The sequence below is a fragment of the Hyalangium versicolor genome (assembly GCF_020103695.1).
Classification (GTDB): domain Bacteria; phylum Myxococcota; class Myxococcia; order Myxococcales; family Myxococcaceae; genus Hyalangium; species Hyalangium versicolor.
The window spans coordinates 1-23,305 of record NZ_JAHXBF010000048.1 but is presented as its reverse complement, the minus strand read 5'-3'; the positions used below and the strand labels follow the sequence as shown (position 1 = coordinate 23,305).

The following is a 23,305-nucleotide window of genomic DNA, read 5'->3' as shown; positions in this document are numbered from 1 at the left end:
CACGGGGGCTCACACTAGCCCATCTCCTCCGCTCAGACGGGAGGACTCGCTCGCTGCGCGCCTCCCGGCAGCACGACAATGAACTCTGCGTACTTTCCTTCCTCGGACTCCACCGAGAGCCTTCCACCCAGCGACACCACGACGATCTCGTGGCTGATGGAGAGCCCCAGCCCCGTGCCCTCTCCGGCGGGCTTGGTGGTGAAGAAGGGAGTGAAGAGTTTCTTCTGGAGCGGAGCAGGGATTCCTTTGCCGTTGTCCCGGACGCGGATCTCCACCTCGCTACCCGTCCACCGGGTGGACACCTTCACCCGGGCCTCCTCGGTGCTCCCGGGCAGCAGGGCCTTCTCGCTCGCCGAATAGCAGGCGTTGTCCACCAGGTTGAGGAGCACGCGGCGGATGTCGTCGGTGACCAGGGGGACATCGGGCACCGTGGCGTCGAAGGCCGTCTCGATGATCACGTTGCGCCGCGAGCTCTTCGCCTTCAGCCCGTGGTGCACCAGGCGCACCGCCTCCTCCACGAGCTGGTTGACGTTGGTGGCGCGCTTGTCGCCCCGCTTGTTGCGTGCGTGCTGCAGCATCCCGTCGATGATGCTGACGGCGCGCTGCCCGTGCTCGCGGATCTTCCGCGTGTTCATCTCCAGCTCGTCCAGGATGTCGGCCATCTCCTGCTCCTGATCGGGGGGCAGGGGCTTGACACCGGGCTTCATCCCTCGCAGCTCGCGCACCCGGTCATTCGAGAGCGCGGCGAAGTTGCTCACGAAGTTGAGCGGGTTCTTCAGCTCGTGGGCGATGCCGGCGGTGAGCGCTCCCAGCGAGGCCAGCTTCTCCTGGGTGATGATCTGCGCCTGCATGGCCTTGAGGGTCTCCAGCGCTCGCTGGAGCTCCGCGTTCTTGCTGTGCAGCTCCGCGGTGCGGTCCGCCACCCGATCCTCCAGGGTGTGGCTGTAGTCCTCGAGCCGCCGGTAGAGCTCCGCGTTCTCGATGGAGATGGCCGCCTGGGCCGTCAGCATCCCCAGCATCTTGAGCCGGCTGTGGTTGAAGGCGCCCGGGGTGAGGTTGTTCTCCAGGTAGAACAGCCCGAGCACCTGTCCGCGGTGCCGGATGGGCGCGCAGAGCACCGAGCGGATCTGGTGGGCGGAGACGTACGAGTCGTTGCGCCATGGATCCATGGAGGACGCGTCGTCCAGCATCAGGTGCGTTCCCGTCTGCAGCACCTGGGCGACGATGGAGTGGCAGAGCGCCTGGCTCCTGCCCAGGGGCAGGGCCTGGAGGGGATCGGAGTCCCGATGGCCGACCTCGCCCGTGGCCTCGACGAAGAACTCCTGGCCTCGGCGCAGCACCAGGGCGCCGCGCTGGGCCCCCGCGCTCTCCATGACGACATGGATGAGGTTGCCCACGAGCTGGGGGAACAGGATCTCGCTGGAGATGGCCTGGGAAGCCTTCATCGCCGAGGTGATGTCGAACGATTCGGCGACGGAATCCGCGGTGGACGGGTGCGTGGAGCCCGTGCGCTCCGTCTGCAGCGGCGAGTGCGTCGACGGCGAGCCGGGCCGGGGTTTGCCGTCCCAGTGCCGCAGGGCGCTGCCGTGGGAGAGCAGCAGGTTGGACTGCTCGACGGCCAGGAGGCGGGCCTTGGTGGTAGCGCCCCAGCGCTCGTAGGCGTAGAGGGCCTCGAGCAGGTACGCCGAGGAGAGGATCCGGCGGCCCCGCGACGCGAGGAAGCGGAAGGCCTGCTCGCAAGCGACGGCCTCCACCCCGACGAAGCCGCTGCTGCGCGCCGCGGCGATCGCTCGCTCGTACTCGGCGATGGCCTCCGGCTCCTGGCCCTTCACACGGGAGAGCTCCGCGCTCACCAGCAGGTGGTAGGGGCCGAAGTTCTCCGGCGACCGTCGTGCGTACTTCTCCAGGGCGGCGCGGTGCTGCTCGATGATCTGGAGCAGCTCCTTCTGCCGAGCCTCGTGCGCCTCTGCGTAGACGGAGGCCGCGCTCAGCGAGTGGTAGAAGGCGTGGGTGGCCACGTGGAAGAGCCCGGAGATGAAGGGCAGGAGCGGCACCACCTCCTGGGCCTTCTCCAGCGCCTCCGCTGGCTGCCGCATCAGGAAGTGCCGTTCGGCCGCGGCCAGCTTCAGATAGGCCAGGGCGGTGTTTCCCGTTCCGTTGGGAGGCTGCTGGGGGGCTGACTCCTCCACGCCCGTGAGCGCCAGCAGCGTCCGGTGCATGCCCATGAACATCTGCAGCGAGTCGGGATCGCGCTTCGTCTCGAGGAAGTCGATGAAGCGGCGGTTCTCCGCCAGGATCTCCGGCAGGGGATCTCCCACCGCCACGCGGCGCCACAGCCGCACGATCAGGCAGTGCCCGGCGTAGATCCAGTCACCGCTCTCCATCAGCCCCTTGTAGGCCTCGGTGAGCTCCGCGACGCCGGTGCGTGCGCTCTGGGTCCAGTGATCGATCAACCCGGCCCGCAGGTAGCGGACGCGGGAGTGCAGCATGGGATCGCGGAAGCGCGCGGACAGCTCCACCGCGAGCTGGCCGAACTCCCGGCCCTTCGCGGGATCATCCAGCGCCGAGGCCAGGAGGACTCCATAGATGACGTAGCCGAAGGCCGAGAAGCGGCTGTTGCCGTGCTCCAGCGAGAGCCGGACGATCCGCAGCACGAGCAGCGCGAAGAGGCCCTGGTCCGCCATGTACGCGGAGGCCGCGATGCTGGCCAGCAGGTGGATGGAGAGCTCCGCGTCGGGATCGCGCATCCGCGGCAGATCCAGCAGGTCCATCGGATGACGGTTGTCGAGCCACTCCGCGACGGCACCCAGCTCCGCGCCGAGCGCTGCTTGATCCACGACGGCCGGGATCATCACCCCGAGGATGCGCAGGCCTTCGAGCCCGAGACGGATCGCCTCGGAGTGCTGGCTGTTGAGCGAGGTGAGCGTCGCCTGCATGGCCAGGACACTGGCCCGCTGGGCCGGAGAGCGCGCCAGGGTGATCAGGGTGGAGAAGCCCGCGGCCGCCGCATCGAACTCGACGGCCAGGTAGCTGGATTCGGCCAGCTCCAACTGCAGGGTGAAGGTCCGGTCATACTCCGTCTCCCAGGCGGACGGGCCCAGCAGCGCGCGGCCGGTGCGGAAGAGCTCGCAAGCGCTGCGGTACGCGCCCGAGGCCTTCGCCCGGCGCCCCGTCTTCAGGTGGAGATCGGCCAGTTCGAGCCGCAGCGAGAGCGGAGCGATCCGCTCCGGGTCGTACGCCAGGTGCGGCAGAATCGCGAAGGCGCGCTCATCCAGCCGCCCCGCGGCGCGGGCATCCTCGAGCAGCCGCAGGCCCACGCGGATGTGGTACTCGGCGCGCGCGCCCGTGGGCAGCAGCGAATAGGCCGCCTGCCGGACGCGATCGTGCAGGAAGCGGAAGGGCACCTCGAGATCCGAGGGCAGCGGCTGGCCGCTGTGCGGATCGAGCAGCACATAGTCCTTGCTGAGCGGAAGGACGAAGCCGCGCTCGATCGCGCTCCATAGCCGCCGGGCCGTCTCCAGGGCGGGAGTGCCGTGGACCACGACCAGATCGCCGAAGCTGAACACCACGCCCAGGCAAGCCGCGAGCTGGAGGACCTCCCCGGTCTCCGCGGGCAGGCGCCGCAACTCCTCGGCCATCAGCCCGGCCACATCGCTGGGGATCTCCCGCGCCTCGATCTGGCCCAGATCCCACTCCCACCGGCCTGCGCGCGTGTCATAGCGGACCAGCCCCTGATCGTGCAGGAAGCGGAGGAACTCGCGGACGGAGAACGGGTTGCCGCCTGTCCGCGAGTGGATGAGCTGGCCGAACTCGAGGGCCCGGCCGCTGTCCACGCCGGTGGCCTCGCGGACCATTCGCGCCACCTCCTCGGGGCCCAGCGGCGCGAGGTGGATCTCGCGGATGGGCGTCTGGGTGGCGCGCAGCTCGGCGAGCGCGAGGGCCAGTGGGTGGGAGGTGGTGACCTCGGTGTCGCGGTAGGAGCCAACGGGCAGCAGGTGGAGGCAGTCCGGCTCGCGCGCGAGCGACTGCAGGAGCGTGAGCGTGGCGACGTCCGCCCACTGCAGATCATCCAGGAAGATCACCAGGGGACGATCCGCCGTGGCGAAGGACTGGAGCGCCCGGGCGAGCACGCGGTTGAGGCGGTTCCGGGACTCGGCGGCGGGCAGGGGAGCGGATGGGGGTTGGTCGCCCAGCAGCGCCCGGGTCTCCGGCACTCCCTCCACGAGTACGGAGGTGTTCACGCCGAGCGCCTCGTCCAGGCGCTGACGTGCCAGCTCCGTCTGCAGCTCACCCTCGGCCAGCGTCTGGCGCACGAGCTGGCGCAGGATCTGCTGCACGGCATCGAAGGGCACGCCTCGGAGCAGCTGATCGCACTTGCCCGAGGCGAAGCGGCCCTTGCTGGCCGCCGTCACGCGGTGGAGCTCGTTGACGAGCGCCGTCTTCCCGATGCCCGCCGAGCCGGAGATGACCAGCAGCTCGGCTCGGCCCTTCACGGCCTTCGCATGGGCGGCGACCAGCTGCTCGATGTCCTCGGCGCGTCCGTAGAGTCCCTGGGGCAGCCGGAACTGGACGGTGCGATCCATGCCGCCGGGCTGGAAGTTCGTGAAGGACTCATGTGCCCGAAGCCGCCGCTGACATTCCTCCAGATCGGAGATGAGGCCCCAGGCGCTCTGGTAGCGGGCGGCGGGATCCTTGGCGAGCAGCTTGAGCACGATGGCGGCGATCGGCTCGGGGATGCTCGCGTTCAACCGCAGGGGTGAGGGCGGCACTTGCGCCACATGGGCATGGAGCAGCTCGAGCGGAGTCTCGGCCTCGAAGGGCCGACGGTTCGTCAGCAGCTCGAAGAAGCTGGCGCCCAGGGCATAGAAGTCCGCGCGATAGTCCACGCCCCGGTTCATGCGCCCCGTCTGCTCCGGCGCCATGTAGGCCAGCGTTCCGGTGAGGAAGGTCGGGCTCTCGGGGGTGACGGTTTCGAGCTCGATGGCCACCGAGATGGAGAAGTCGGTGATCTTCAGCATCCCCGTGTCGGGGTTGACGATGATGTTCTGCGGCTTGATGTCCTTGTGGATCACTCCCTGGCGGTGGATGTGCCCCAGCGCCGAGGTGATGCGAGCGGCGTACGTCAGGAACGTGTCCACGTCCAAGGGCCCGCGCTCGTCCAGCAGGTGGCGCAGGGAACGGCCGCCGAAGTCCTCCAGCACCAGGGCCACCCGATCGCTGAGATCCTCGATGCCGAGCACTTGGATGATGCCTTCCCCTTGCACGCGGGTGGCGATGGCGTACTCGCGGTGGATCTCCAGCGTGCGGCGCCGGTCGAGGTAGTCGCTGCCGGGCAGCTTGAGGATGACGGGGCACCCGTCCTGCTCGCGAGTGGCCCGGATGAGCATCGAACGGGGGCTCTCGTGGAGGGTCTCGTGGAAGGTGTATCCCGCACGCTGCGGCATGGCTGGTGGCTCCCCTGCTTCCTCGGGCGATCGCGCTGGGCTCCAGCCTACTACCGAGACACAGGGGAAGGCGGGCCGCCCGCCCGGGGGGCATTGGACCAAGAGGCAGGTCACCGCCTACCCAGGACGGTGGTTTGCTGGGCTGAAAGAGTCCAAGGCGGCTAGACTCCGTCGGCTGTGTCCGAGGAACACGAGGGAGCCAAGGCTCCCGTAGGGAACAACGATACCGTGCTGGCTTCGCCGGGCGCTCCGAGGGTGGCGGCCGTGGAGGGCGAGGGTGTATTCGCCGGGCGCTACATGTTGCTCGGGAAGATCGGGCGCGGCGGGATGGGCACGGTGTATCGGGCGCGCGACACGCTGGTGGGTGATCTGGTCGCGCTGAAGATGCTCGAACTGGAGGATGGGCAGCGGGCCGATCTGCTCGAGCGCTTCCGCCGGGAAGTCCGCCTGGCCCGTCGCATCTCCCACCCCCACGTGGCGCGCACGCACGATCTGGGCGAGCACGCGGGGCACCTCTTCCTGACCATGGAGTACGTGGAGGGGGAGGATCTGCAGTCGATGCTGGGGCGGGAGCGGGCGCTCGGAGCGGTGCGTGCGGCTCGCATCGCACTGGCGGTGTGTGAGGGGCTGGTGGCGGCCCATGCGGCCGGGGTGGTGCACCGGGATTTGAAGCCGGCGAATGTGCTGGTGGAGAAGGGCGGCCGGGTGGTGCTCACCGACTTCGGCATCGCCCGAGCCATGGCGGGAGAGGTGGCCTCGCGCACGCAGGGCATGGTGGGCACGCCCATGTACATGTCCCCCGAGCAGATCTCGGGTGGCGAGGTGGAGGCTCGCTCGGATCTGTACGCGGTGGGGCTGCTGCTCTACGAGATGCTGACCGGTGAGGCGCCCTTCTCCGGGGACTCTCCCATGGCGGTGGCCTTCGCGCGGCTGAGGCAGCCTCCTCCGGATCCGGCGGGGCGCCCGGGCGTGCCGGATGCGCTGGCCCATCTGGTCCGGCAGTGCCTGGAGCGTGAGCCCGCGGAGCGGCCTGTCGGGGCACATGATGTCGCGACGGTGCTGAGGACGTGGCTGCTCTCCGTGGGCGAGCCGGTGGATGCGCCCCTCGCCACGACCACCCCCATCCCTGGAGCGAACACCGGAGTCGGCATGACGCCACACCCGGGCAGCAACGCGCCTGGAGGGCTCTCCCCGACGGACCCCAGCCTGTCGCGTCCGACGCCGCGGACGATGAGCCGGCCGGGAGCGCTGGGGTTGGCGGTCCTGCCGCTGAGGTTCATCGGTCCCAAGGAGCAGGATTACGTGGCGGACGCGGTGGCCGAGGGGCTCATCGATGTCCTGTCCCGCACCCGAGGCGTGCAGGTGCAGAGCAGCGGGGCGACGGCGCGCTTCCGCAGTGAGCGAGATCCCCGGGTGGTGGGGCGTGAGCTGGGCGTGGGGCTCGTGGTGGATGGGACGGTGCAGAGCCTGGGCGCGCTGGTGCGTGTCTCGCTGCGCCTGGTGGAGGTGTCCTCGGGCGTGCAGCTCTGGAGCGGCCGCTTCGAGGACTCGGGCGAGGATGCGTTCACGCTCCAGGATCGGCTGGGCCGGAGGATGACGGAAGCGCTGCGGGGCGAGCTGCTCGTCGCCGCGTACCGCGAGCACGCGACGCCGGATGTGCTGTCGACCTACCGGCAGGCGATGCTGCTGGTGAACTCGGCGCCGCGGGTGACGCCCGAGGAGGTGCTCGCGCCCTTGGAGGAGTGCATCGCTCGGGCGCCGGGCTTCCTGCCCGCCGTGGCGCTGCACGCGCTGGCGACCATGCGGACGTGGTTCATGCGTGCCTCGGATCGGCAGCAGGATTGGTTGACTGCGGCTCAGCTCAGCCTCGATCGCGCCGTGCAGCAGGCGCCGGAGCTGGTGGATACGCTGCTGGCCAGGGCCATGCGGGCCACCCAGGAGGGCCAGTGGCGGGCGGCGGTGGTGGCGCTCCGGTCCGCGCTGGACGCCGCGCCGACCTGTGCCGGGGCGCTGCAATACCTCGGGAGCCTTCAGTGCGAGGCGGGCCGGGCCGACGAGGGATTGGTGCGGCTGCGCACGGCTTTCGAGCTGGATCCCAACATGTCCAGCGCCCTGTATGAGATGGCGCGCTGCAGCGCGCTCCGAGGGCGCATGGATGAGTACCGGCAGACCCTCGAGCAACTGGCCCGCTTCCCGTTCCTGAGACTGCCGTCGCTCCTGCTGCGCATGCGCGTGGCCGCATGGAAGAACGATTGCGAGGAGCTGGTGAGGTGCCGGGTCGAGCTGCGCGGCGAGCCCACTCCGCTCGCGCTCAACTCGGACACCTATGCGGCCGCGATCCTGGGTGAAGCGGGCGCGGAGCCCGTGACGCAGGCCTTCGATGCGATGCTCGGATCGAAGGTCAGCCCGAGGTTCGCGTCGCTGCTCTGCCAGCTCGCGACGGAGGTGCTGTGCCTGACTGGCCATCCGCAGCTCGCGATGAAGTACTTCCAGCAGGCGGCGACCTCGGCGCTCATTGATCTGGAGTGGATTGATAGCTGCCCGGCGCTCGTGTCGCTGCGGACGTTCCCCGGCTTCATGGAAGAGCGTCTCAAGGTCCGCACGCGTGTCGAGTCCATCTGGGCCGTCTGAATGGGATGGATCCTGCTGTGGATGCTGTCCGTCACGGAGGAGCCACCTCCCGGGCTGGCGTGCCTGGCGAAGTGGTACCCGGTGGAAGCCGTGAAGGTGGACGGCCAGTGGAGCGCGCGGCTGCCCGGGGGCAAGACGTACCCGTTCGATGACGGGCGCGAGAAGACGTTCGAGGAGAAGCTCGACGCTCCAGATCTGGAGGACACGTTCTCCATCCCCTACGTCGCGGGCCCCATCGCCCCGGTGACGCGCGAGAACGAGGATCCCGGGCGCTTCCGCTTCGAACCCCTGTTCCATGCGGCCTACGGGGCCTCGGAGGCTCAGGTGGACGTGGTGGGCATCGTGTTCCTGGGCCAGAAGCTCAAGGTCCACCGCAAGGCAGCGCCCCTCTACGCACGCGTGGAGAAGCGGCTCCAGGCGGCGCTGGAGAAGGATCCGGCGCTGAGGCCCTTCCTGACGAAGGTGGGAGGCACCTTCACCTGGCGGAAGATCGCGAACACGAACCGCCAGAGCGCGCACTCCTACGGAGTGTCCATCGATCTGAACGTGGCGCGCTCACACTACTGGGAGTGGGCCAAGCCGAAGGCGCCGGTGCGCTGGCAGAACCGCATCCCCCAGGTCATCGTGGATGCGTTCGAGGCAGAGGGCTTCATCTGGGGCGGTCGCTGGTACCACTACGACACGATGCACTTTGAGTACCGCCCCGAGCTTCTCGATCCCGCGTGCCGGGCCGCACCAGCGGCTCACTGAGCGGTGAGGCCGCCGTCCAGCACGACTTCCGAGCCCGTCATCAGCGAGGACTCATCCGACGCCAGATAGACGATGGCGTAAGCCACCTCGTCCGGCTGGCCGAGCCGGCCCAGCGGAATGCCTCGGGCCATCCGCTCCCGGGCCTTGGCGGCATCTCCGGTGGAACTCGCGAGCGCATCCACCATGGGCGTTTCCACGAACACGGGATGGACGGAGTTGCAGCGGATGCCGTAGCCCTTCTGCGCACAGTGGAGCGCCACGGACTTGGAGAGCAGGCGCACGCCGCCCTTGCTGGAGGAGTACGCGGGGAAGCTGGCCACGCCCACCAGTCCGGCCACGGAGCTCAGGTTGATGATGGAGCCCTTGGCGCCACACTGCCGCATGGCGCGGATGCCGTGCTTGCAGCCCAGGAATACGCCGTCCAGGTTCACCGCGTGGACGAAGCGCCACTCCTTGAGGCTGATCGTCTCGATGTCCTTCGTGATGCCGATGCCCGCGTTGTTCACCACCACGTCCAGCCGGCCGAAGGCCGCCAGCACCTCGTCCACCACGGAGCTCCATTCATCCTCGTTGGTGACGTCCAGGCGCCAGAATCGCGTGGCTTCACCCAGCTCCTTCGCCAGCGCCTGGCCGCCTGCCTCGTTCCGATCCGTGATGGCCACCCGCGCACCTTCGCGCACGAGCATCCGTACCGAAGCCGCGCCGAGCCCCGACGCGGCGCCCGTGACCAGCACCACCTTGCCTTCCACTCTTCCTGGCATCGCGTTCCTCTTTCTCTTCGGCCGTCAGGCCTTCACCGGAGTCAGTAACACCTTGCCATCGCGCCCGCCCTCGAGCGACCGAGCCAACGCCTCGCGGACGTTCTCGAGCGGGAAGGTGGCATCCACCGCCGCGCGCAGGGTGCCCTCCGCGACCTGCTTCGCCAGCTTCGCCATGAGCGCCGCCTGAGCCTCTCGCGGCGCGGTCCTCATCCAGAGCGCCAGCCAGAAGCCGCGCAGCGTCACGTTGCGGAAGATCAGGGCGGCGGGGGAGATGAGGGGCGCCTTGCCGCTCATGATTCCGTAGTTCACCACCGTGCCGCCCTCGGAGATCGCATCGGCCAGCCGCAGCGTCCCCGAGCCTCCCACCGCGTCGATGCCCAGCTTCACCGGAGCGCCGCCCGTGGCCTCGCGCACCCGCTGGTCCAGGTCGTCTCCGTCCTCCAGCACGACATCCGCGCCGAGCGCCTTCAGCTCGTCCGCGAGCCCCGCGCGCCGGACGACGTTGATCGTCTTGATGCCCTCGAGCTTCGCCAGGGAGATGAGGTAGCGCCCCACCGCGGAGTTGGCCGCGTTCTGGATCACCCACTCACCGCTCTTGGGTTGGACGAACTCGTGCAGCATCAGCTCCGCGGTGGGCGGGTTGATGGAGAGCATCGCCATCTGGAGCAGATCCGCGCCGGGAGGTACGGGAAGCAGACGCTGGGCCTTGGCCTTCAGGTGCGTGCGCCAGGTGCCGCTGCCCATGGGCAGGAAGACGATGTCGCCGGGCTTCACGGGCGCCGTGCCTTCGACGCGTACCACGCGGCCCACGCCCTCGTTGCCCGGCACCGCCGGCAGCTTCGGCAGGATGCCGTAGATCCCCGTGAGCGTCGCCGTGTCCGAGGGGTTGATGGGGGTGGCCAGTACCTCGATGAGCGCCTCTCCCGGTGCGAGCGGTCCGGGATCCTTGTCCACCACCTGGATGACTTCCGTGGGAGCCCCGAATGCCGCGAACTGTGCTGCCTTCATGTCCGACCTCCTGCTCGAAAGCCGGGGCAGACTACCGCTTTCCGCTCACCCGTCCACCCAGTCTTGCATGGCGCGTGCTGAGGCGAAGGTGTTCCAGGGCAGCTCCTTCACCGAGGTCCCCACCAGCACTCCTCCACCGCGCACGGAGGGAAGGGAGGAACAGAAGCCGACACGGCGGAGGTTCTTCTCGAAGCGGCGGTGGAGCTCCACCAGCACCTCGATCTCGCGAGTGCTCCAGCCCGTCATCTCGGACAGATCATACGCGATGCCCCAGGGGCCCTGCTGGCGGAGCACCTGCTCCAGTGCGAGCAGCGAGCGCTTGAGCCACTCCGCGTCTCCGCGCGCCCGGACCTTGACGCAGATTGTCCGCCCCTTCACCTCGAGCAGCAGGGGGCCCGAGGCCGGGCTCGCGGTCGTCGAGGCAGGTGAGGCAGGTGTCCACGGGGTGGTACCGGGCAGCCGCTCCAGCTCATCGGCGAAGTCGAGCATCCGCTTGAAGCGCCGATCGGGCTCCTCGGCGAGGCTCTGCGAGAACAGGGAGAAGAGCTTCGTGTCTCGCACGGGCACCTTGGACGCGGCGGCGCTCCAGGGTTTGGGTGGACGCTCGCGGTAGAGCAACTCGTAGAGCACGGTGGCGAGTGCGTAGAGATCCACTCGGCCATCGGTGGAGGCGGCGCGCGTCCGCTGCTCGGGTGCGGTGTAGGGGCCGGGACTGACGGCCTCGTCCTCCCGCAGCCGCGCCAGCCCGAAGTCGGTCACCTTCGCCATGCCGGAGGAGGTCAGCAGGATGTTCTCCGGCTTCAGCCCTCGGTGCTGCAGCCCGTGCAGGTGCACGTGGTGAAGCGCCTTGGACACCTCGAGCACCACTCTCATCGCGGCCGAGGCATCTGGCAACTCCGGGGCACGCTTCTGGAGCGAGCCTCCAGAGACGTACTCCGTCGCCAGATAGAACAGCTCTCCGGTGCGTCCTCGATCGATCAGCTCCGCGATGTGAGGATGACGAAGCCCCATGAGGGGCGCCGTCTCCTTTTCGAAGCGAGCGAGGAAGCCCGGCTGTGACGAGAGCCGGGGAGCGAGGAGCTTCAGCGCCACCGCGCGTCCCGTCTTCGTCCGAGCGTGCCACGTCTGCCCCGAGGGACCCGCCCCGAGGAACTCGAGGACGGTGAAGCCTTCCAACTGCGGAGGAGTGGGAGTGGCGCTTTGCGCGCGGGCTTCTGCTGTGCTGCCGAACTGCCCGTTCACGCGCTGACCCTCCGGCTAGCGCTCACGAGCGAATTGTGCGCTCACGCCTCCCGTTCGCGTCTATCGGCCGAATGGCCGATGACTCGTGTAGACCCCTGCACCGGCGGGCAGGCGGCACGCCGAGCAGGGAGAGCCGGGGAAAGCGAGGGATTCGGCGGGCTACCGCTTGCCCTTGTGCCAGGCCTCGAGCTCCGCTCGCTTGCGCGCTCCCTCTTCATCGAGGTGCTTCTGCCAGGCCTTGCGGTGAGGCCGGAGTGCGTCGGCGATCGCGCGAGCCACCACGAGGTTGCGGTACCACTTGGCATCCGAGGGGACGATGTGCCACGGAGCCGTCTCCGTGGCGGTGCGCGAGAGGGCCTCCTCGTAGGCGTCTGTGTACTCGTCCCAGAGCTCGCGCTCCTCCCAGTCGCCCGCGTTGAGCTTCCAGGCGGTGCGGGGATCCTCCTCACGCTTGAGCAGGCGCTTCTTCTGCTCGCCACGGCTGATGTGGAGGAAGAACTTGAGGACGATCGTCCCGTGCTCGGAGAGCAGCTCCTCGAAGTCGCGGATGTGCCCGTAGCGCTCCTTCCAGAGCGACTTCGGCACGAGATCGTGGACGCGGACGACGAGCACGTCCTCGTAATGCGAGCGGTTGAAGATGGCGAACTCGCCCTTGCGAGGCGCGTGGCGGTGGACGCGCCACAGGAAGTCGTGCTCCAGCTCCTCTGGCGTCGGCACGCCGAACGAGGTGACGTGGACGCCGCGAGGATTGAGGTTGCCCACCACGTGTTTGATGGCCCCGTCCTTGCCGGCACTGTCCCGGCCCTGGAGGATGACGAGCACGGAGTGTTGGCGCGCGCCCCAGAGCAGATCCTGGAGATCGAAGAGCTCCTGGCCCAGGCGCTCGAACTCCTCGCGGGAGTTCTCCTCGGTGACTCCCTTGGGGGGCTTTTCGGAGATGGCGTCGAGCTTGATCTTCGCTCCAGGCTTGTCGAACACGGTGGCGTCCACGGATTTCTCCTCTGCGATGAGTGGCTGAGACCGGTCAGCGCGGGCAGCCCAGCGCCGCCTGGAGCACAATAGCGCTCGTGAGGGTCCGGCTGATGTGGGGCGTATCGGATCCTGGCTTCGGCTGCGGGCGCGAGGACCAGGCCCCCTCGGCTCCTCGGGATGATTCGAGGAACGCGAGCGCTCGTGCGGCGAGGCTTGTCTCGGCCGGCTCCGCACCTTCTTCGTGAGCGCCCGAGAAGATGAGGAGCGCGAGGGCCGTGCTGAGTGCGTCGCTGGGACCCGTGCCGATGTTCCAACCGCCGTCGTCTCGCTGGGAGTCCCGGATGAACGCGCGCAGGCGTCTCAGGGCAGGCGAGGCGGGACGGGCTGAGGACATCAATCGCAGGGTGGCGTGGGCTCGTGAATACGGTCCGGAGCGCGAGAGCTCCTGCCAGAAGGACGCGGGCTCCAACTGGTGCTCCAACTGCTCGGCGCAGTGCTGGAGCGGATCCTCGTAGCGCGCCGGATCGAGGAGCCAGAGCGTGTGGAGCGGAGCCGCCTGCTCGGCCCCCGTGAGTCCCGCGGAGGAGGCCGCGAGCGCTTCTTCGAGCGTTGTGCCCAGGGCCTGTTCGGCCTGTTGGCGGTGGCCGGTGCGCAGCAGGGCCCGCGCGAGCTGCGTGAGGGTGTCTGCGTCTGGGCGCTGTCCCTGGACGGGGCCGCGGCGGCCCAGCAGATCACGCGCCTCGTAGTCGAGCAGCGCGCGCAGGCGTCCTCCCAGCACGGCGTCCACGTCGCACAGCGCGTCGAGCACCAGGGCGCGATCCCTGCCGGGCTCCTGCGTGGCCGCTCGCATCTCTCCGAAGCCCAGGTGCCACTGGCGGATGAGGAAGCGCAGCGCCTCCCAGGCCACACGCTGCCAGCGCCCCACGGGCTCGGGCAGCTCCAACTCGACAGGGGGCAGCTCTCGCAGGCGCGCGGGCTGCTCCGCCGAGAGCCGCTGGATGTGCTCCTGCACGGCGAGGCACCGGCGCCGCAGCGCATCCGTCAGCGAGTACCAGGGCAGTTGGAGTCCGGGCAGGGCCTCGCGGAGGCGCTCCGCCGTATCCAGGGCCGAGAGGGCCAGGCCGACGACATGGGCGGCATGGCCTCCCTGGTAGAGCTCGCGGCCGAGCCGGTCCAGAGCGTGCTCCAACGCGTCGCCGTGGAGGAGCGGGCGCTCGGGGAGGACGCGGGCCAGCAGCAGGGACGGGGTGCTCTGGTACGCGTCCTCGCGCCAGTCCAACAGGTCGTCACACATTTGTGACGCGAAGTGGAAGGCGTCGATGGCCTCCAGCAGGGGCGAGAGCAGGCGCTCATCCCCGGCGAGTTCGACGAGCCCCGCGGCGACGGTGCGGGCGACACCGTTCTTGCCGAGGATGATGCGGCGCGCGACCTCTTCGGTGTACTCGCGCCAGGGGCGCTGGCCGCGGGCGAAGCGCCGCTCCTCGACGTGGGCGTGGGCGTACTCGGCCAGGTCCGTGCGCAGCCGCTTCCAGAAGGGCGCATGGGCGGGGATGGAGGGGGCGAGCAGGTGGCACGCCTCGAACTGCATGGCCATGAGGCGCATGGCGGCCTCACCGGCGCGGGGCGGGGTGATGTCCCCATCCGCCAACTTGTCGTGCTGGAGGATGGCGCCATTCATGAGCTGGGTGAAGGCGGCCAGGGGGCGGATGGCTCTGGCAGACAGGTGAGGAAAGGCCGGGAGGAAGAAGTAGGGCAGGTCGAGGTAGTTCGAGATTCCTTCCGGGCGCAGATCGATGTCCGCGGGCCAGTGAGCCCGCAGGGCCTCCACGAGGGCCGATGAGGCTTCGATCTCCTGCCGGATGCTCGGGGAAAGACCAGTCAGGGGCATGGGCGCGTTACCGGGGGGAAAACGCCGGAACGGTACCCCAAAGCTCACGTCGACGGAGGTTCCAGGAGTGAGGCCTCTGCCTTTCGTTGAGAGCTGGATGATGGGCTGCGGCTATGCTGACGCTCCCGGGAACGCCACGGGGAACAGGGGAGGGCGCAGATGACGCAAGAGGCCGAGCCGACAGTGCCCAACACGGGCCGGATGTTCGATTACTGGCTGGGAGGCAAGCATTACTACCCGGTGGACGTGGCGGCGGCGAAAGCCTTCGAGGCTGTCTTCGACGACTTCCCCCGGGTGTTTCGTGCGCTGAGAGACTTCATCGGCCGGGCTTCTCACTTCATCCAGTCGCAGGGGGTGGATCATCAGGCAGCTACCTGGCGTTCGACTGCGACAGCCCCAAGGCGCTGGATCACCCGGAGCCGGTCGCCGTCTGGCGCAACCCGGGCAAGCCGCCCGTGATCCCCGCGTACATGAATGGTGGTGTCGCGTGGAAGCCCTGACGCAAAGAGCCCGCATCGTGCTCTGGGCTCTCATGATCGGTGTCCTGTCCGCATGCGGCGCTGACGACTCCGAGATGAGGCTGGAGCTGCGGAATCATGCAGGGGCGACGTATGACTTTCTCATCAGCGACGTGCAGTTTCCCGAGCTCTCGGATTACGACGTCATCTCGCTGACCAGCTACTCCGCCCGTGTCGACGACGACAAGATGAAGCCTGTCGTGATCTCGATCCCCCAGGGCTTCAAGGGCGTCGAGAGACTCTCGAGCGTCAGCTTCTATGTCACCGTTTCGAGCGTCGCGGGTGACGACTCCCCCCGCGGCTTTCCCATCACCATGGCTGTGGACGGCGACGGCACGCCCTGGCTCGACTATGTCGTGAGGGATGGCGACTTCAGCTTGAGCCAGGGGCGCGATTGAGCGGGGCGGTACTCCCCGCCATCACTTGTAGAAGTTGATGGGCAGGATGGCTCTCACCCACAGCTCGGTGCGGACATCCGCGTCCAGGAAGATCTCCGCATCGTGGACGGGGGACGTGACCGAGTACTTGTTCAGATCCGCTCGGTCATGATGGATCGTGACGACCCCTTCGGTGGCGTTGGTGAGGATGTCGAGCACCTTCTGCTCGTTCAGGGCGGTCGAGTTGAAGAGGAACGCGCCACTGTTGTCGAATTGGACCTTGCGGGTGCGCGCCATCTCTCGGATGGTGCGCACCAGTTCATGCTTGGAAGTGATGATCATTGCCGTGCTCTCCTTGGGAAACGTGCGTTACCGCGCCGTGCACGGTGCCCTGGAGGGCAGAGCCTGTATGTGCCACTGGAGGGGCAGGGGGGCGCTCGGGTGCGGATGAACTCACTGAACGAAGTGAGTCACCGCCACGGGCGCCCATCGGCCCGTAGTCGTCCCATCTCCGAGCGCCCCATCGCTGTTGCTCCCCCAAGCCCACAGGGTGCCGTCTTTCTGTAGGGCCACGGAGTGAGCGTGACCCGTGCTGATGGCGGAGATCGGAGGGATTCCGAGCACCTTCACGGGAATCAACCGGGTGGCGGCCGTCCCATCTCCGAGCTGGCCACTGGCGTTGTAGCCCCAAGTCCATACCGCACCATCCGCCTTCAACGCCACCGAGTGCGACGCTCCCGCGCTCACGGCGATCACATCGGTGAGGACCGACACCTTCACCGGCGTCAGCCGGCGGGTGGTGGTCCCATCTCCGAGTTGGCCACTGGAGTTGTCACCCCATGTCCACAGAGTGCCATCCGCCTTCAACGCCACGGAGTGGGATTGACCCGCGCTGACTGCAATGATGTCGCTGAGGCTCGCCACCTTCACGGGAATCACCTGCTGGGTGGTGGTCCCATCCCCGAGCTGGCCGTTGACGTTGGAGCCCCACGCCCACACCGTGCCGTCGACCTTCAAGGCCAGCGAGTGGGGCCCACCCGCGCTGACTGCGATGACGTCGCTGAGGCCCACGACCTGCACCGGAGTCAACCGGGTGCTGGTGGTCCCATCCCCGAGCTGGCCATACGCATTGGAACCCCACGCCCACACCGTGCCGTCAGCCTTCACCGCCAGCGAGTGGTTATCGTCCGCGGCAATGGCGATCACGCCGCCGAGGCCAGACACCTGCACAGGCGTCCGTCGCAGCGTGGTGGTTCCGTCCCCCAGGCGGCCGTCGCTGTTGGAGCCCCAGGTCCAGACGGTCCCATCCTCCTTCAGCGCCAGGGCGTGCAGGAGGCCCGCGCGGGCATCGATGACTCCGTTGAGGTTCGACACCGGCTGATCCGGCACGGGACGGGAAGCGGATCCTCCGTTGCCGAGTTCGCCCTCGACGTTGCGACCCCAGGCATACGTGAGGCCCTCCTGCTTCAGGGCCATTGTGAAGCCAGAGCCTCCTGTCACGGCTCTGAGGCCATTGGTCACCACCGGCACGGGGGCAGTGCGATTGGCGGTGCTGCCATCGGCGACCTGCCCTGTGTAATTGGCTCCCCAGGCATAGAGGGTGCCATCCGCCTTCACGGCCACCATGTGGTCCTGCCCCATGTCGAGGTCACTCACCTCTGTGAGGCCGCTCAACGGCATGGGCGTGAGTCGGTTCTCCGTCGTTCCGTCTCCCAACTGGCCATAGAAGTTGACTCCCCAAACCCACGCAGTGCCATCCTGCTCCAGGGCACCCGAGATGTAGCTACCGGTGGCGATGCGGGTGATGCTGCTGAGCCCCGGCACCTGTAACGGCCGGAGTCTGTTGTTCGTCGTCCCGTCACCCAATTCCCCTCGGCTGTTGTCGCCCCAGGCGAAGACAGTGCCGTCCTCCTTCAGCGCCAGCGTGTGGTAGAAGCCCGCGGACACGGCAACGACATCGCCGAGCCCCGAGACCTGCATGGGAAGCGAGCGGTTGGTGGTCGTGCCGTCTCCGAGTGCCCCCCAGAAATTGAGCCCCCACGTATAGACGGTGTTGTCTATCTTCAGAGCCACCGAGTGGTGTGCGCCCGCGGAGATGGAGCTGATGCCGCTCAGCCCCACCACCTGAACCGGCGTGTTGCGCTGGATCGCCGTCCCGTCCCCAAGCTGCCCCCAGCCGTTGTAGCCCCACGCCCACAAGGTACCGTCCTTCTTCAAGGCCAGTGTGTGGGATCCGCCCGCGGACACCGCTGCGACGTCGCTCAGGCCCACCACCTTCACGGGCAACATCCGCATCGTGGTCGTCCCATCGCCCAGCTCACCAGAGCTGTTGTTACCCCACGTCCACACGGTGCCATCCAGCTTCAACGCCACCGAGTGCTTGTTGCCAGCGGATACGGCGACGACGTCGTTCAGCCCTCTCACCCGCTGGGGAGTATTGGAGCGGATCCGATTTCCGCTTCCCAGTTGGCCCGCCTCATTGCTGCCCCACGTCCATACGGTGCCGTCCGTCTTCAACTCCATCGAGTGCTTGCTGCCCACCGCGAGGCCACCCGGGCAGTCCTGCGGAACGTTTTGAGACAACGACTTGGAGAAGGCGAAGCACGTGGTGCGGGTGCCATTGCTGTCAATCACCATGGGGTAGGCCGTCACCGTCACCGCGTGCCCCCCACAGCTCATCCCCTGCTGGCTGTAGAACCACTCGCCCGTGATGCCCAGGCGCTCTTCCGCCACCTGCAGCGTGCCTTCCACCCGGTACTCCAGCCGCACGCCGGCTGCCAGACCCGACACCGCATACGTACCGGCGCCCGAGAGTTCTCCCTCGAACGAGCTGATCCCTTCCAGCGTCAGCTCGCTCACATCCAATCCCGAGCACAGCGCCTGCTCCTGGGTGCCCAACACCTGCTCGGCGCCGGGCCCTTGCTCCTCCAGGGGCGCTCCACAGGCCAGCCACACCACTCCCGCGAAGAGCGCAACTCTCCACGGATGCCTGCGCTTCATGTCCTGCCTCATGGTCGATTCCTCGGGCGCACGGGCGCTCATGCGCGCCAGTCAGCAATTGTGCGCGCGAGGCCATCTGCATTCGGCACGCCAGCCGACACCGGAATCTCACTCTCCCATGGGCTTCAACGATTCATGGGACTTGCCAGGCGGGTGCGCTGCGCTCCGCTTGCTCACCTGGTAACGCGGGTGACCAGGAGCAGGAGCCTCCTGGTCACTGCTGTTACCCCAGGATTGCGGGGCGCCACAGCCTTCCCAGCGCCCGGTTCTCGAACGGCTCAGCGTGGACCGCCGAGGGTTCGGACGAAGAAGAGGTGGATGTCATCGAAGTAGTAGCGGTCCGCGGGCGGCAGGGGACCGTGGGGCTGTCCCGGCATGATGAGCATCTCGAAGTGCTTGCCTGCGCGGATCAGCGCGTCGGCCATGCGCATCGTCGTGGAGAGGGACGCGTTCACGTCGCTGGAGCCATGCATCATCTTGAGCGACCCTCGAAGGTTCCCGGCCAGGGCCATGTTGGACCCGGCCTGGTAGCCGGCGGGATTCCCGCTGGGGAGGCCGAGGTAGGGCTCGTTGATGATCGCCTCCTCCTCCAGCGCGCCTGGGGCTCCCGCGTAGCCGGCCTTGAAGAACTCCGGAGCCGTCAGCATGCCGCGCAGGGCGAAGTAGCCGCCCCACGAGTGGCCGTAGATTCCGACACGCTCCATGTCCATCCAGGGACGGGTGGCGGCGACCTGCTTGAGGCCCGCGACGTAGTCGGGAATCTCGGTCTGGCCGACCCGGCCATAGGTCGCGTCCTGAAAGGTTTTGCTCCGGCCCGGAGTGCCCCGGGGATCGAGCAGCATGACGATGAAGCCCATCTGCGCGGTGCCGTTGGCTTGGAGCGACGCGGCGGTGCCGATGAAGCTCCAGGGCACCATTGTGATGAATTGTCCCGCGTAGATATAGGCGATGACCGGATAGTGCTTGCCCGGGTCGAAATCGCGCGGCTTGTAGAGCACGCCGTGCAGGGGGGTGGTGCCATCGGCAGCCAGGACGGTGAGTGCCTCCGGAGGCTTGTAGCCCAGCTCATCGAGGGCGCTCGCATCAGCCGTCGCGAGACGCAAGCGTGTCTTGCCGTCCGTGGACACCATGTCCCGCAGCCGCGGCTGCGTCCGAGAGGACCATGAGTCCAGGTAGTAGTTGCCGGAAGGGGAGAAGATGATCCGGTGCATGCCTGAGCCTGACGACATCCGCTTCAGCGCGCCGCCTTTGAGGTTTCCCCGATAGAGCAACTGCTCGTACGGCGCGGCGCTGTCTGCGGAGGCCAGCAGGAAGAGCGCATCGCCTTTCGGCGCGAGGCCCACCACCTGATGGATGGGAAAGGTGCCCCGGGTGACCTGGCGCACGAGCTTGCCTGCGAAGTCGTACAGATAGACGTGCCGCCATCCGTCGCGCTCGGACAACCAGAGGAAGCCGCTGTCGTCCGGCAGCGGTGTGACCTGGCGTGCCCAGCCGTCCTCAGCGAAGTCCAGCCCGGCCACGAAGCTCTCCGGCCGCTCCTCGCGCAGCACCCGCCGGCGCTTCCCCGAGCCAGGCTCTATCGCGGAGAGGTCCAGTCGCTTGCCATCGCGCGACATGTGAAGGACCAGCGCCTCACCGCTGCCGGGGCGCCAGCCGGCGAACCAGTCATAGGTCTCTCCTTCCGCGGGAGGGACGCGCGTCACGCGACCGGTGCTCGGTTCGACCACGTAGAGCTCCGACCGTCCCAGCGGCGTGCCCGCCTTGACGTAGGGGGCCAGGGTCACTCGCTCCAGGGCGCTCGAGTAGTCCACGACCGGAATCTTGTGAACGCCGCGCATATCGTTGCGCCAGACCATCAGGAAGCGGCTGTCGGGAGACCAGGCTCTCTCGGGAACCTGCCAGTCGTAGTTCTCCTCGCCGCTGCGCTCGAGCCGCGTGTTTCCATCGCGCCCCAGCACGGCGAAGCCTCCCTCGCGCTGCACCGCGAGGGCTTGACCGTCGGGAGCGAGGAGGTTGCCTCGGGCCAGGGCCAGGGCGGCCAGATCGGTCGGAGCCAGCGCCGTGACGTGGCCATCCGACAGGCCCAGGCCGAAGAAACGGTCCTCGATCCGGAAGACGATCCCCTGCTGGTCCGGAGCGATGGCGAAGCCCAGCTGGTCCGGCAGCTGAACCGGCTTCCCCACCAGCTGCGAGAGCTGGGTCCGCAGCTCGGCGCTGGAGAGCAGCGGCTTCATGGCTCCCGTCCGAGCATGGACCAGCACCCAGGTGCCTGCGTCCGTCCCCAGCACCGACCAGAAGATCAGGCGGTCTCCCTCGCGGAGCCATTGCGGAGGGATCAGGCTGTCTCGAATGAGTTCCGGGAGCCGCCTGTACCGATCGGAGAGGTCCAGCCGCGCCTGCAACTGCGTGTCGGGCGTGGCGGACGCTGGAGCACCGGGCTCGACCGCCAGCGTGGGAGTGCCCGCGAGGGTGGCGATCAGGATGCCGAGGCGGAACAGGAGGCGTTGCATGACCGCAAGGTAGGAAAGGGGATCGTGCACCACCAATATATCTTTCACTCCGGATCCAGACGGATATCGTCTGGATATGGAATTCCGCCAGCTCCAGCTTTTCGTCGCGGTAGCGGAGGAGCTGCACTTCGGCCGGGCTGCTGCCCGGGTAGGGATGGCCCAGCCGCCGTTCAGCCAGCAGATCCGCAAGCTCGAGGCCGAGCTGGGGGTGGAGCTGCTCACCCGGACAAGTCGCCGCGTGGCCCTGACCTCCGCGGGGAGCCGCTTCCTCGAAGACGCCCGGGAGCTGCTGGCGAGGCGTGTGGAGGTGATGTCCACGGTCCGGCGAGCGGCCCAGGGAGAAACGGGACCCCTGAGGGTTGGCTTCAGTGCGTCGTCGGCCCTCGGGCTCCTCCCTCGCATCGTGCTGCGGTTCCGGTCACGGTTTCCGGGGGTGAAGCTCGAGCTCGATGACCGCGAGAAGCTGGACGTCGGCGTAGCGCTCAGCACCGGCGATCTGGATCTCGCCATCGTCCGGGGCCCGTTTCTGCATGACGGAGTGACGGTCGAGCAGTTGCTCCGGGAACCTTTCGTGCTGGCGCTTCCGGCACGGCACCCGAGAGCGCGTCAGAAGGTCGTCGCGCTGGCCTCGCTGGCGAGCGAACCCTTCATCCTCTTTCCTCGGCACGCGGCTCCAGGCCTGCACGACACGATCACCAGCATGTGTCTCGGCGCGGGCTTCTCGCCGCTCATCCACCAGGAAGCCAGCTCCTGGCCCTCGGTTGTCGGCATGGTGGAAGCGGGCCTCGGAATCACCATCGCGCCCATGTCGGCCCAGGCCCTGCGACCGAAGGGCGTGGTGTTCAGGGCGCTGAGCGGCGCCTCCGGATGGGCGGAGCTGGCGGTCGCCTTTCGAGGTCCGCAGCTCATGCCCGCAGCGGCGAACTTCCGCGCGATCGCGCACGAAACCGTCACCCTTGCCAGGGAGGGAGCACACTCCCTCTAACGCATGTGTCTGCTCAATATAGGCCGGTGCCAGCTGTTCATTGAGAATTGTCGCACCAACGCACCATTTCCTCTCATTCCGGGATTGACACTATGATGACACGAGTCGGTGCACTGTTCGTAGTTGCCGTGGTAGCTGCCATTGGCTGGGTGTGGTGGCAGGAACGCTGCCAGCGTCTCTGCGATGAGGCGGATCAGAATGCCACGAGCCTCTTGAGACAACACCAGGCTCTGTCGGCACTCGCCCTCATTGACGCAGTGGATTCCCGCTGCCGCTGTGAGCGTTTTACCTCTGGAGACGAACCGCCGGAGGTCGCCACGGCAAGAGCCTGCATCCGCCAACTCTTTAGAGAAGGGAAGCGCGCCGACTTGGAGCGTCTCCTATCCGAAGCACGAGGCCCCATCCTCAAGGGGTTCATAGGATATGTCCCAGAGTGAGCCTGCCCCGGGCGTGTGTCTGCTGGAGATGAAAGGCTTCTGCGCCAGCTCGGCGTGCGGCTCATGGGCTCCTCGTCAGCGTCCCTCACCTCCCGCTTTGCTCCCGCCCGCTACGCCCAAGAGGGCTTCTGTCCTTCCTCAGCGCGGCCAGAGCGAGTTCGGGGAGCACCGCGGCCACGGCGGCCTGGGCGAGCTCGGGCAATGCCAGCAAACACCACCGCGGTATCGACATGCGATTATCCTCCCATGACCCACCCGATGACGAAGCTACCGAAGGGTCCCCCCAGCGCCATCCTGCAGCAGCTGCGGTACATGCGGGATCCCTTCAAGCTGTTCCGCGACTGCCGCGACCGCTACGGCGACCCGTTCTACCTCCCCGGACTGGAGTGCGGATATGTGGTGACCGGCGAGCCGGAGGGGCTCCGCACCATCTTCGGTGCGGACCCCGGCATCTACGATCCCCTCAAGGCCGAGCTGATGGCGCCGCTCATCGGCGAGAACTCCATCCTCATCCAGACCGGCGATCGCCACCGCGCCATGCGCAAGCTCCAGGCGCCCCCCTTCCACGGCGCGCGGATGAAGGCGTACGGCGCCCTCATCCGAGACCTCACGCTGGCGCGGCTCAACGCGCTCCCGCGCGGGCAGCCGTTCTCCGCCCACCACCTCACCCAATCCCTCTCGCTGGACGTGATCATCCAGGCCGTCTTCGGCGTCACCGACCGGTCGTGGATGGACCGCTTCAGCGCCGCCATGACGGCGTTCGTCGGCGCCATGCACCGCTC

The 23,305-nt window shown here is 67.9% G+C and carries 15 protein-coding genes; 6 read left to right on the top strand and 9 right to left on the bottom strand.

Features of this window, described 5'->3' with window-relative positions; genetic code table 11:
• Positions 1 to 32: 32 nt before the first annotated feature.
• Positions 33 to 5,444 (bottom strand): trifunctional serine/threonine-protein kinase/ATP-binding protein/sensor histidine kinase, encoded by a 5,412-nt coding sequence (locus KY501_RS50280; RefSeq protein ID WP_224372696.1) that lies wholly within the window; start codon positions 5,442 to 5,444, stop codon positions 33 to 35.
• 177 nt (positions 5,445 to 5,621) lie between these two features.
• Between KY501_RS50280 and KY501_RS50275 the strand changes: the two genes are divergently transcribed.
• Positions 5,622 to 8,075, top strand: a complete 2,454-nt coding sequence (locus tag KY501_RS50275) for a protein kinase domain-containing protein (protein ID WP_224372695.1) — start codon at positions 5,622 to 5,624, stop codon at positions 8,073 to 8,075.
• Complete coding sequence (locus tag KY501_RS50270) at positions 8,076 to 8,825, top strand: M15 family metallopeptidase (RefSeq protein ID WP_224372694.1); 750 nt, start codon at positions 8,076 to 8,078, stop codon at positions 8,823 to 8,825.
• Here KY501_RS50270 and KY501_RS50265 read toward each other — a convergent pair.
• The 5 genes from KY501_RS50265 to KY501_RS50245 all read right to left on the bottom strand — a co-directional run bounded on the left by KY501_RS50265 (position 8,819) and on the right by KY501_RS50245 (position 14,696).
• A complete protein-coding gene (locus KY501_RS50265; RefSeq protein WP_224372693.1) occupies positions 8,819 to 9,586 on the bottom strand; it encodes a glucose 1-dehydrogenase in 768 nt (255 codons plus the stop codon). The two genes, KY501_RS50270 and KY501_RS50265, sit on opposite strands and share 7 nt — an antisense overlap.
• Before the next feature lie 24 nt (positions 9,587 to 9,610).
• Positions 9,611 to 10,594: a zinc-dependent alcohol dehydrogenase family protein gene (locus KY501_RS50260; protein WP_224372692.1), complete on the bottom strand. Its 984-nt coding sequence runs from the start codon at positions 10,592 to 10,594 to the stop codon at positions 9,611 to 9,613.
• 45 nt (positions 10,595 to 10,639) lie between these two features.
• A complete protein-coding gene (locus KY501_RS50255) occupies positions 10,640 to 11,836 on the bottom strand; it encodes a serine/threonine-protein kinase (protein WP_224372691.1) in 1,197 nt (398 codons plus the stop codon).
• A 159-nt stretch (positions 11,837 to 11,995) separates the two neighbouring features.
• On the bottom strand, positions 11,996 to 12,826 hold the full coding sequence (locus tag KY501_RS50250) for a PPK2 family polyphosphate kinase (protein WP_224372690.1): 831 nt from the start codon (positions 12,824 to 12,826) through the stop codon (positions 11,996 to 11,998).
• A 34-nt stretch (positions 12,827 to 12,860) separates the two neighbouring features.
• Positions 12,861 to 14,696, bottom strand: a complete 1,836-nt coding sequence (locus KY501_RS50245) for a class 1 isoprenoid biosynthesis enzyme (RefSeq protein ID WP_224372689.1) — start codon at positions 14,694 to 14,696, stop codon at positions 12,861 to 12,863.
• A gap of 159 nt (positions 14,697 to 14,855) precedes the next feature.
• Here KY501_RS50245 and KY501_RS50240 point away from each other — a divergent pair, with 159 nt between their 5' ends.
• Positions 14,856 to 15,155 carry an SAM-dependent methyltransferase gene (locus KY501_RS50240; RefSeq protein ID WP_224372688.1) on the top strand — a complete coding sequence of 100 codons (300 nt, stop codon included), beginning with the start codon at positions 14,856 to 14,858 and terminating at the stop codon, positions 15,153 to 15,155.
• A 58-nt stretch (positions 15,156 to 15,213) separates the two neighbouring features.
• On the top strand, positions 15,214 to 15,612 hold the full coding sequence (locus tag KY501_RS50235; RefSeq protein WP_224372687.1) for a hypothetical protein: 399 nt from the start codon (positions 15,214 to 15,216) through the stop codon (positions 15,610 to 15,612).
• 21 nt (positions 15,613 to 15,633) lie between these two features.
• Here KY501_RS50235 and KY501_RS50230 read toward each other — a convergent pair whose 3' ends face one another.
• The 3 genes from KY501_RS50230 to KY501_RS50220 form a co-directional block, all read right to left on the bottom strand.
• Positions 15,634 to 15,933 carry a hypothetical protein gene (locus KY501_RS50230; RefSeq protein ID WP_224372686.1) on the bottom strand — a complete coding sequence of 100 codons (300 nt, stop codon included), beginning with the start codon at positions 15,931 to 15,933 and terminating at the stop codon, positions 15,634 to 15,636.
• A 111-nt stretch (positions 15,934 to 16,044) separates the two neighbouring features.
• On the bottom strand, positions 16,045 to 18,591 hold the full coding sequence (locus KY501_RS50225) for an RCC1 domain-containing protein (protein WP_224372685.1): 2,547 nt from the start codon (positions 18,589 to 18,591) through the stop codon (positions 16,045 to 16,047).
• A gap of 278 nt (positions 18,592 to 18,869) precedes the next feature.
• Complete coding sequence (locus KY501_RS50220; RefSeq protein ID WP_224372683.1) at positions 18,870 to 21,101, bottom strand: S9 family peptidase; 2,232 nt, start codon at positions 21,099 to 21,101, stop codon at positions 18,870 to 18,872.
• 76 nt (positions 21,102 to 21,177) lie between these two features.
• Between KY501_RS50220 and KY501_RS50215 the strand changes: the two genes are divergently transcribed.
• Positions 21,178 to 22,086 carry a LysR family transcriptional regulator gene (locus KY501_RS50215; protein WP_224372682.1) on the top strand — a complete coding sequence of 303 codons (909 nt, stop codon included), beginning with the start codon at positions 21,178 to 21,180 and terminating at the stop codon, positions 22,084 to 22,086.
• A 695-nt stretch (positions 22,087 to 22,781) separates the two neighbouring features.
• Positions 22,782 to 23,305 (top strand): cytochrome P450 (locus tag KY501_RS50210; RefSeq protein WP_224372680.1); only part of this gene is annotated, 524 nt, incomplete at its 3' end.

Excerpts from the sequence above, each read along its gene's own strand:
- KY501_RS50280 (WP_224372696.1), bottom strand. The coding sequence starts at position 5,444 with ATGCCGCAGCGTGCGGGATACACCTTCCACGAGACCCTCCACGAGAGC.
- KY501_RS50270 (WP_224372694.1), top strand. The coding sequence starts at position 8,076 with ATGGGATGGATCCTGCTGTGGATGCTGTCCGTCACGGAGGAGCCACCT.
- KY501_RS50265 (WP_224372693.1), bottom strand. The coding sequence starts at position 9,586 with ATGCCAGGAAGAGTGGAAGGCAAGGTGGTGCTGGTCACGGGCGCCGCG.
- KY501_RS50260 (WP_224372692.1), bottom strand. The coding sequence starts at position 10,594 with ATGAAGGCAGCACAGTTCGCGGCATTCGGGGCTCCCACGGAAGTCATC.
- KY501_RS50245 (WP_224372689.1), bottom strand. The coding sequence starts at position 14,696 with ATGCCCCTGACTGGTCTTTCCCCGAGCATCCGGCAGGAGATCGAAGCC.
- KY501_RS50240 (WP_224372688.1), top strand. The coding sequence starts at position 14,856 with ATGACGCAAGAGGCCGAGCCGACAGTGCCCAACACGGGCCGGATGTTC.
- KY501_RS50230 (WP_224372686.1), bottom strand. The coding sequence starts at position 15,933 with ATGATCATCACTTCCAAGCATGAACTGGTGCGCACCATCCGAGAGATG.
- KY501_RS50225 (WP_224372685.1), bottom strand. The coding sequence starts at position 18,591 with ATGAAGCGCAGGCATCCGTGGAGAGTTGCGCTCTTCGCGGGAGTGGTG.
- KY501_RS50220 (WP_224372683.1), bottom strand. The coding sequence starts at position 21,101 with ATGCAACGCCTCCTGTTCCGCCTCGGCATCCTGATCGCCACCCTCGCG.
- KY501_RS50215 (WP_224372682.1), top strand. The coding sequence starts at position 21,178 with ATGGAATTCCGCCAGCTCCAGCTTTTCGTCGCGGTAGCGGAGGAGCTG.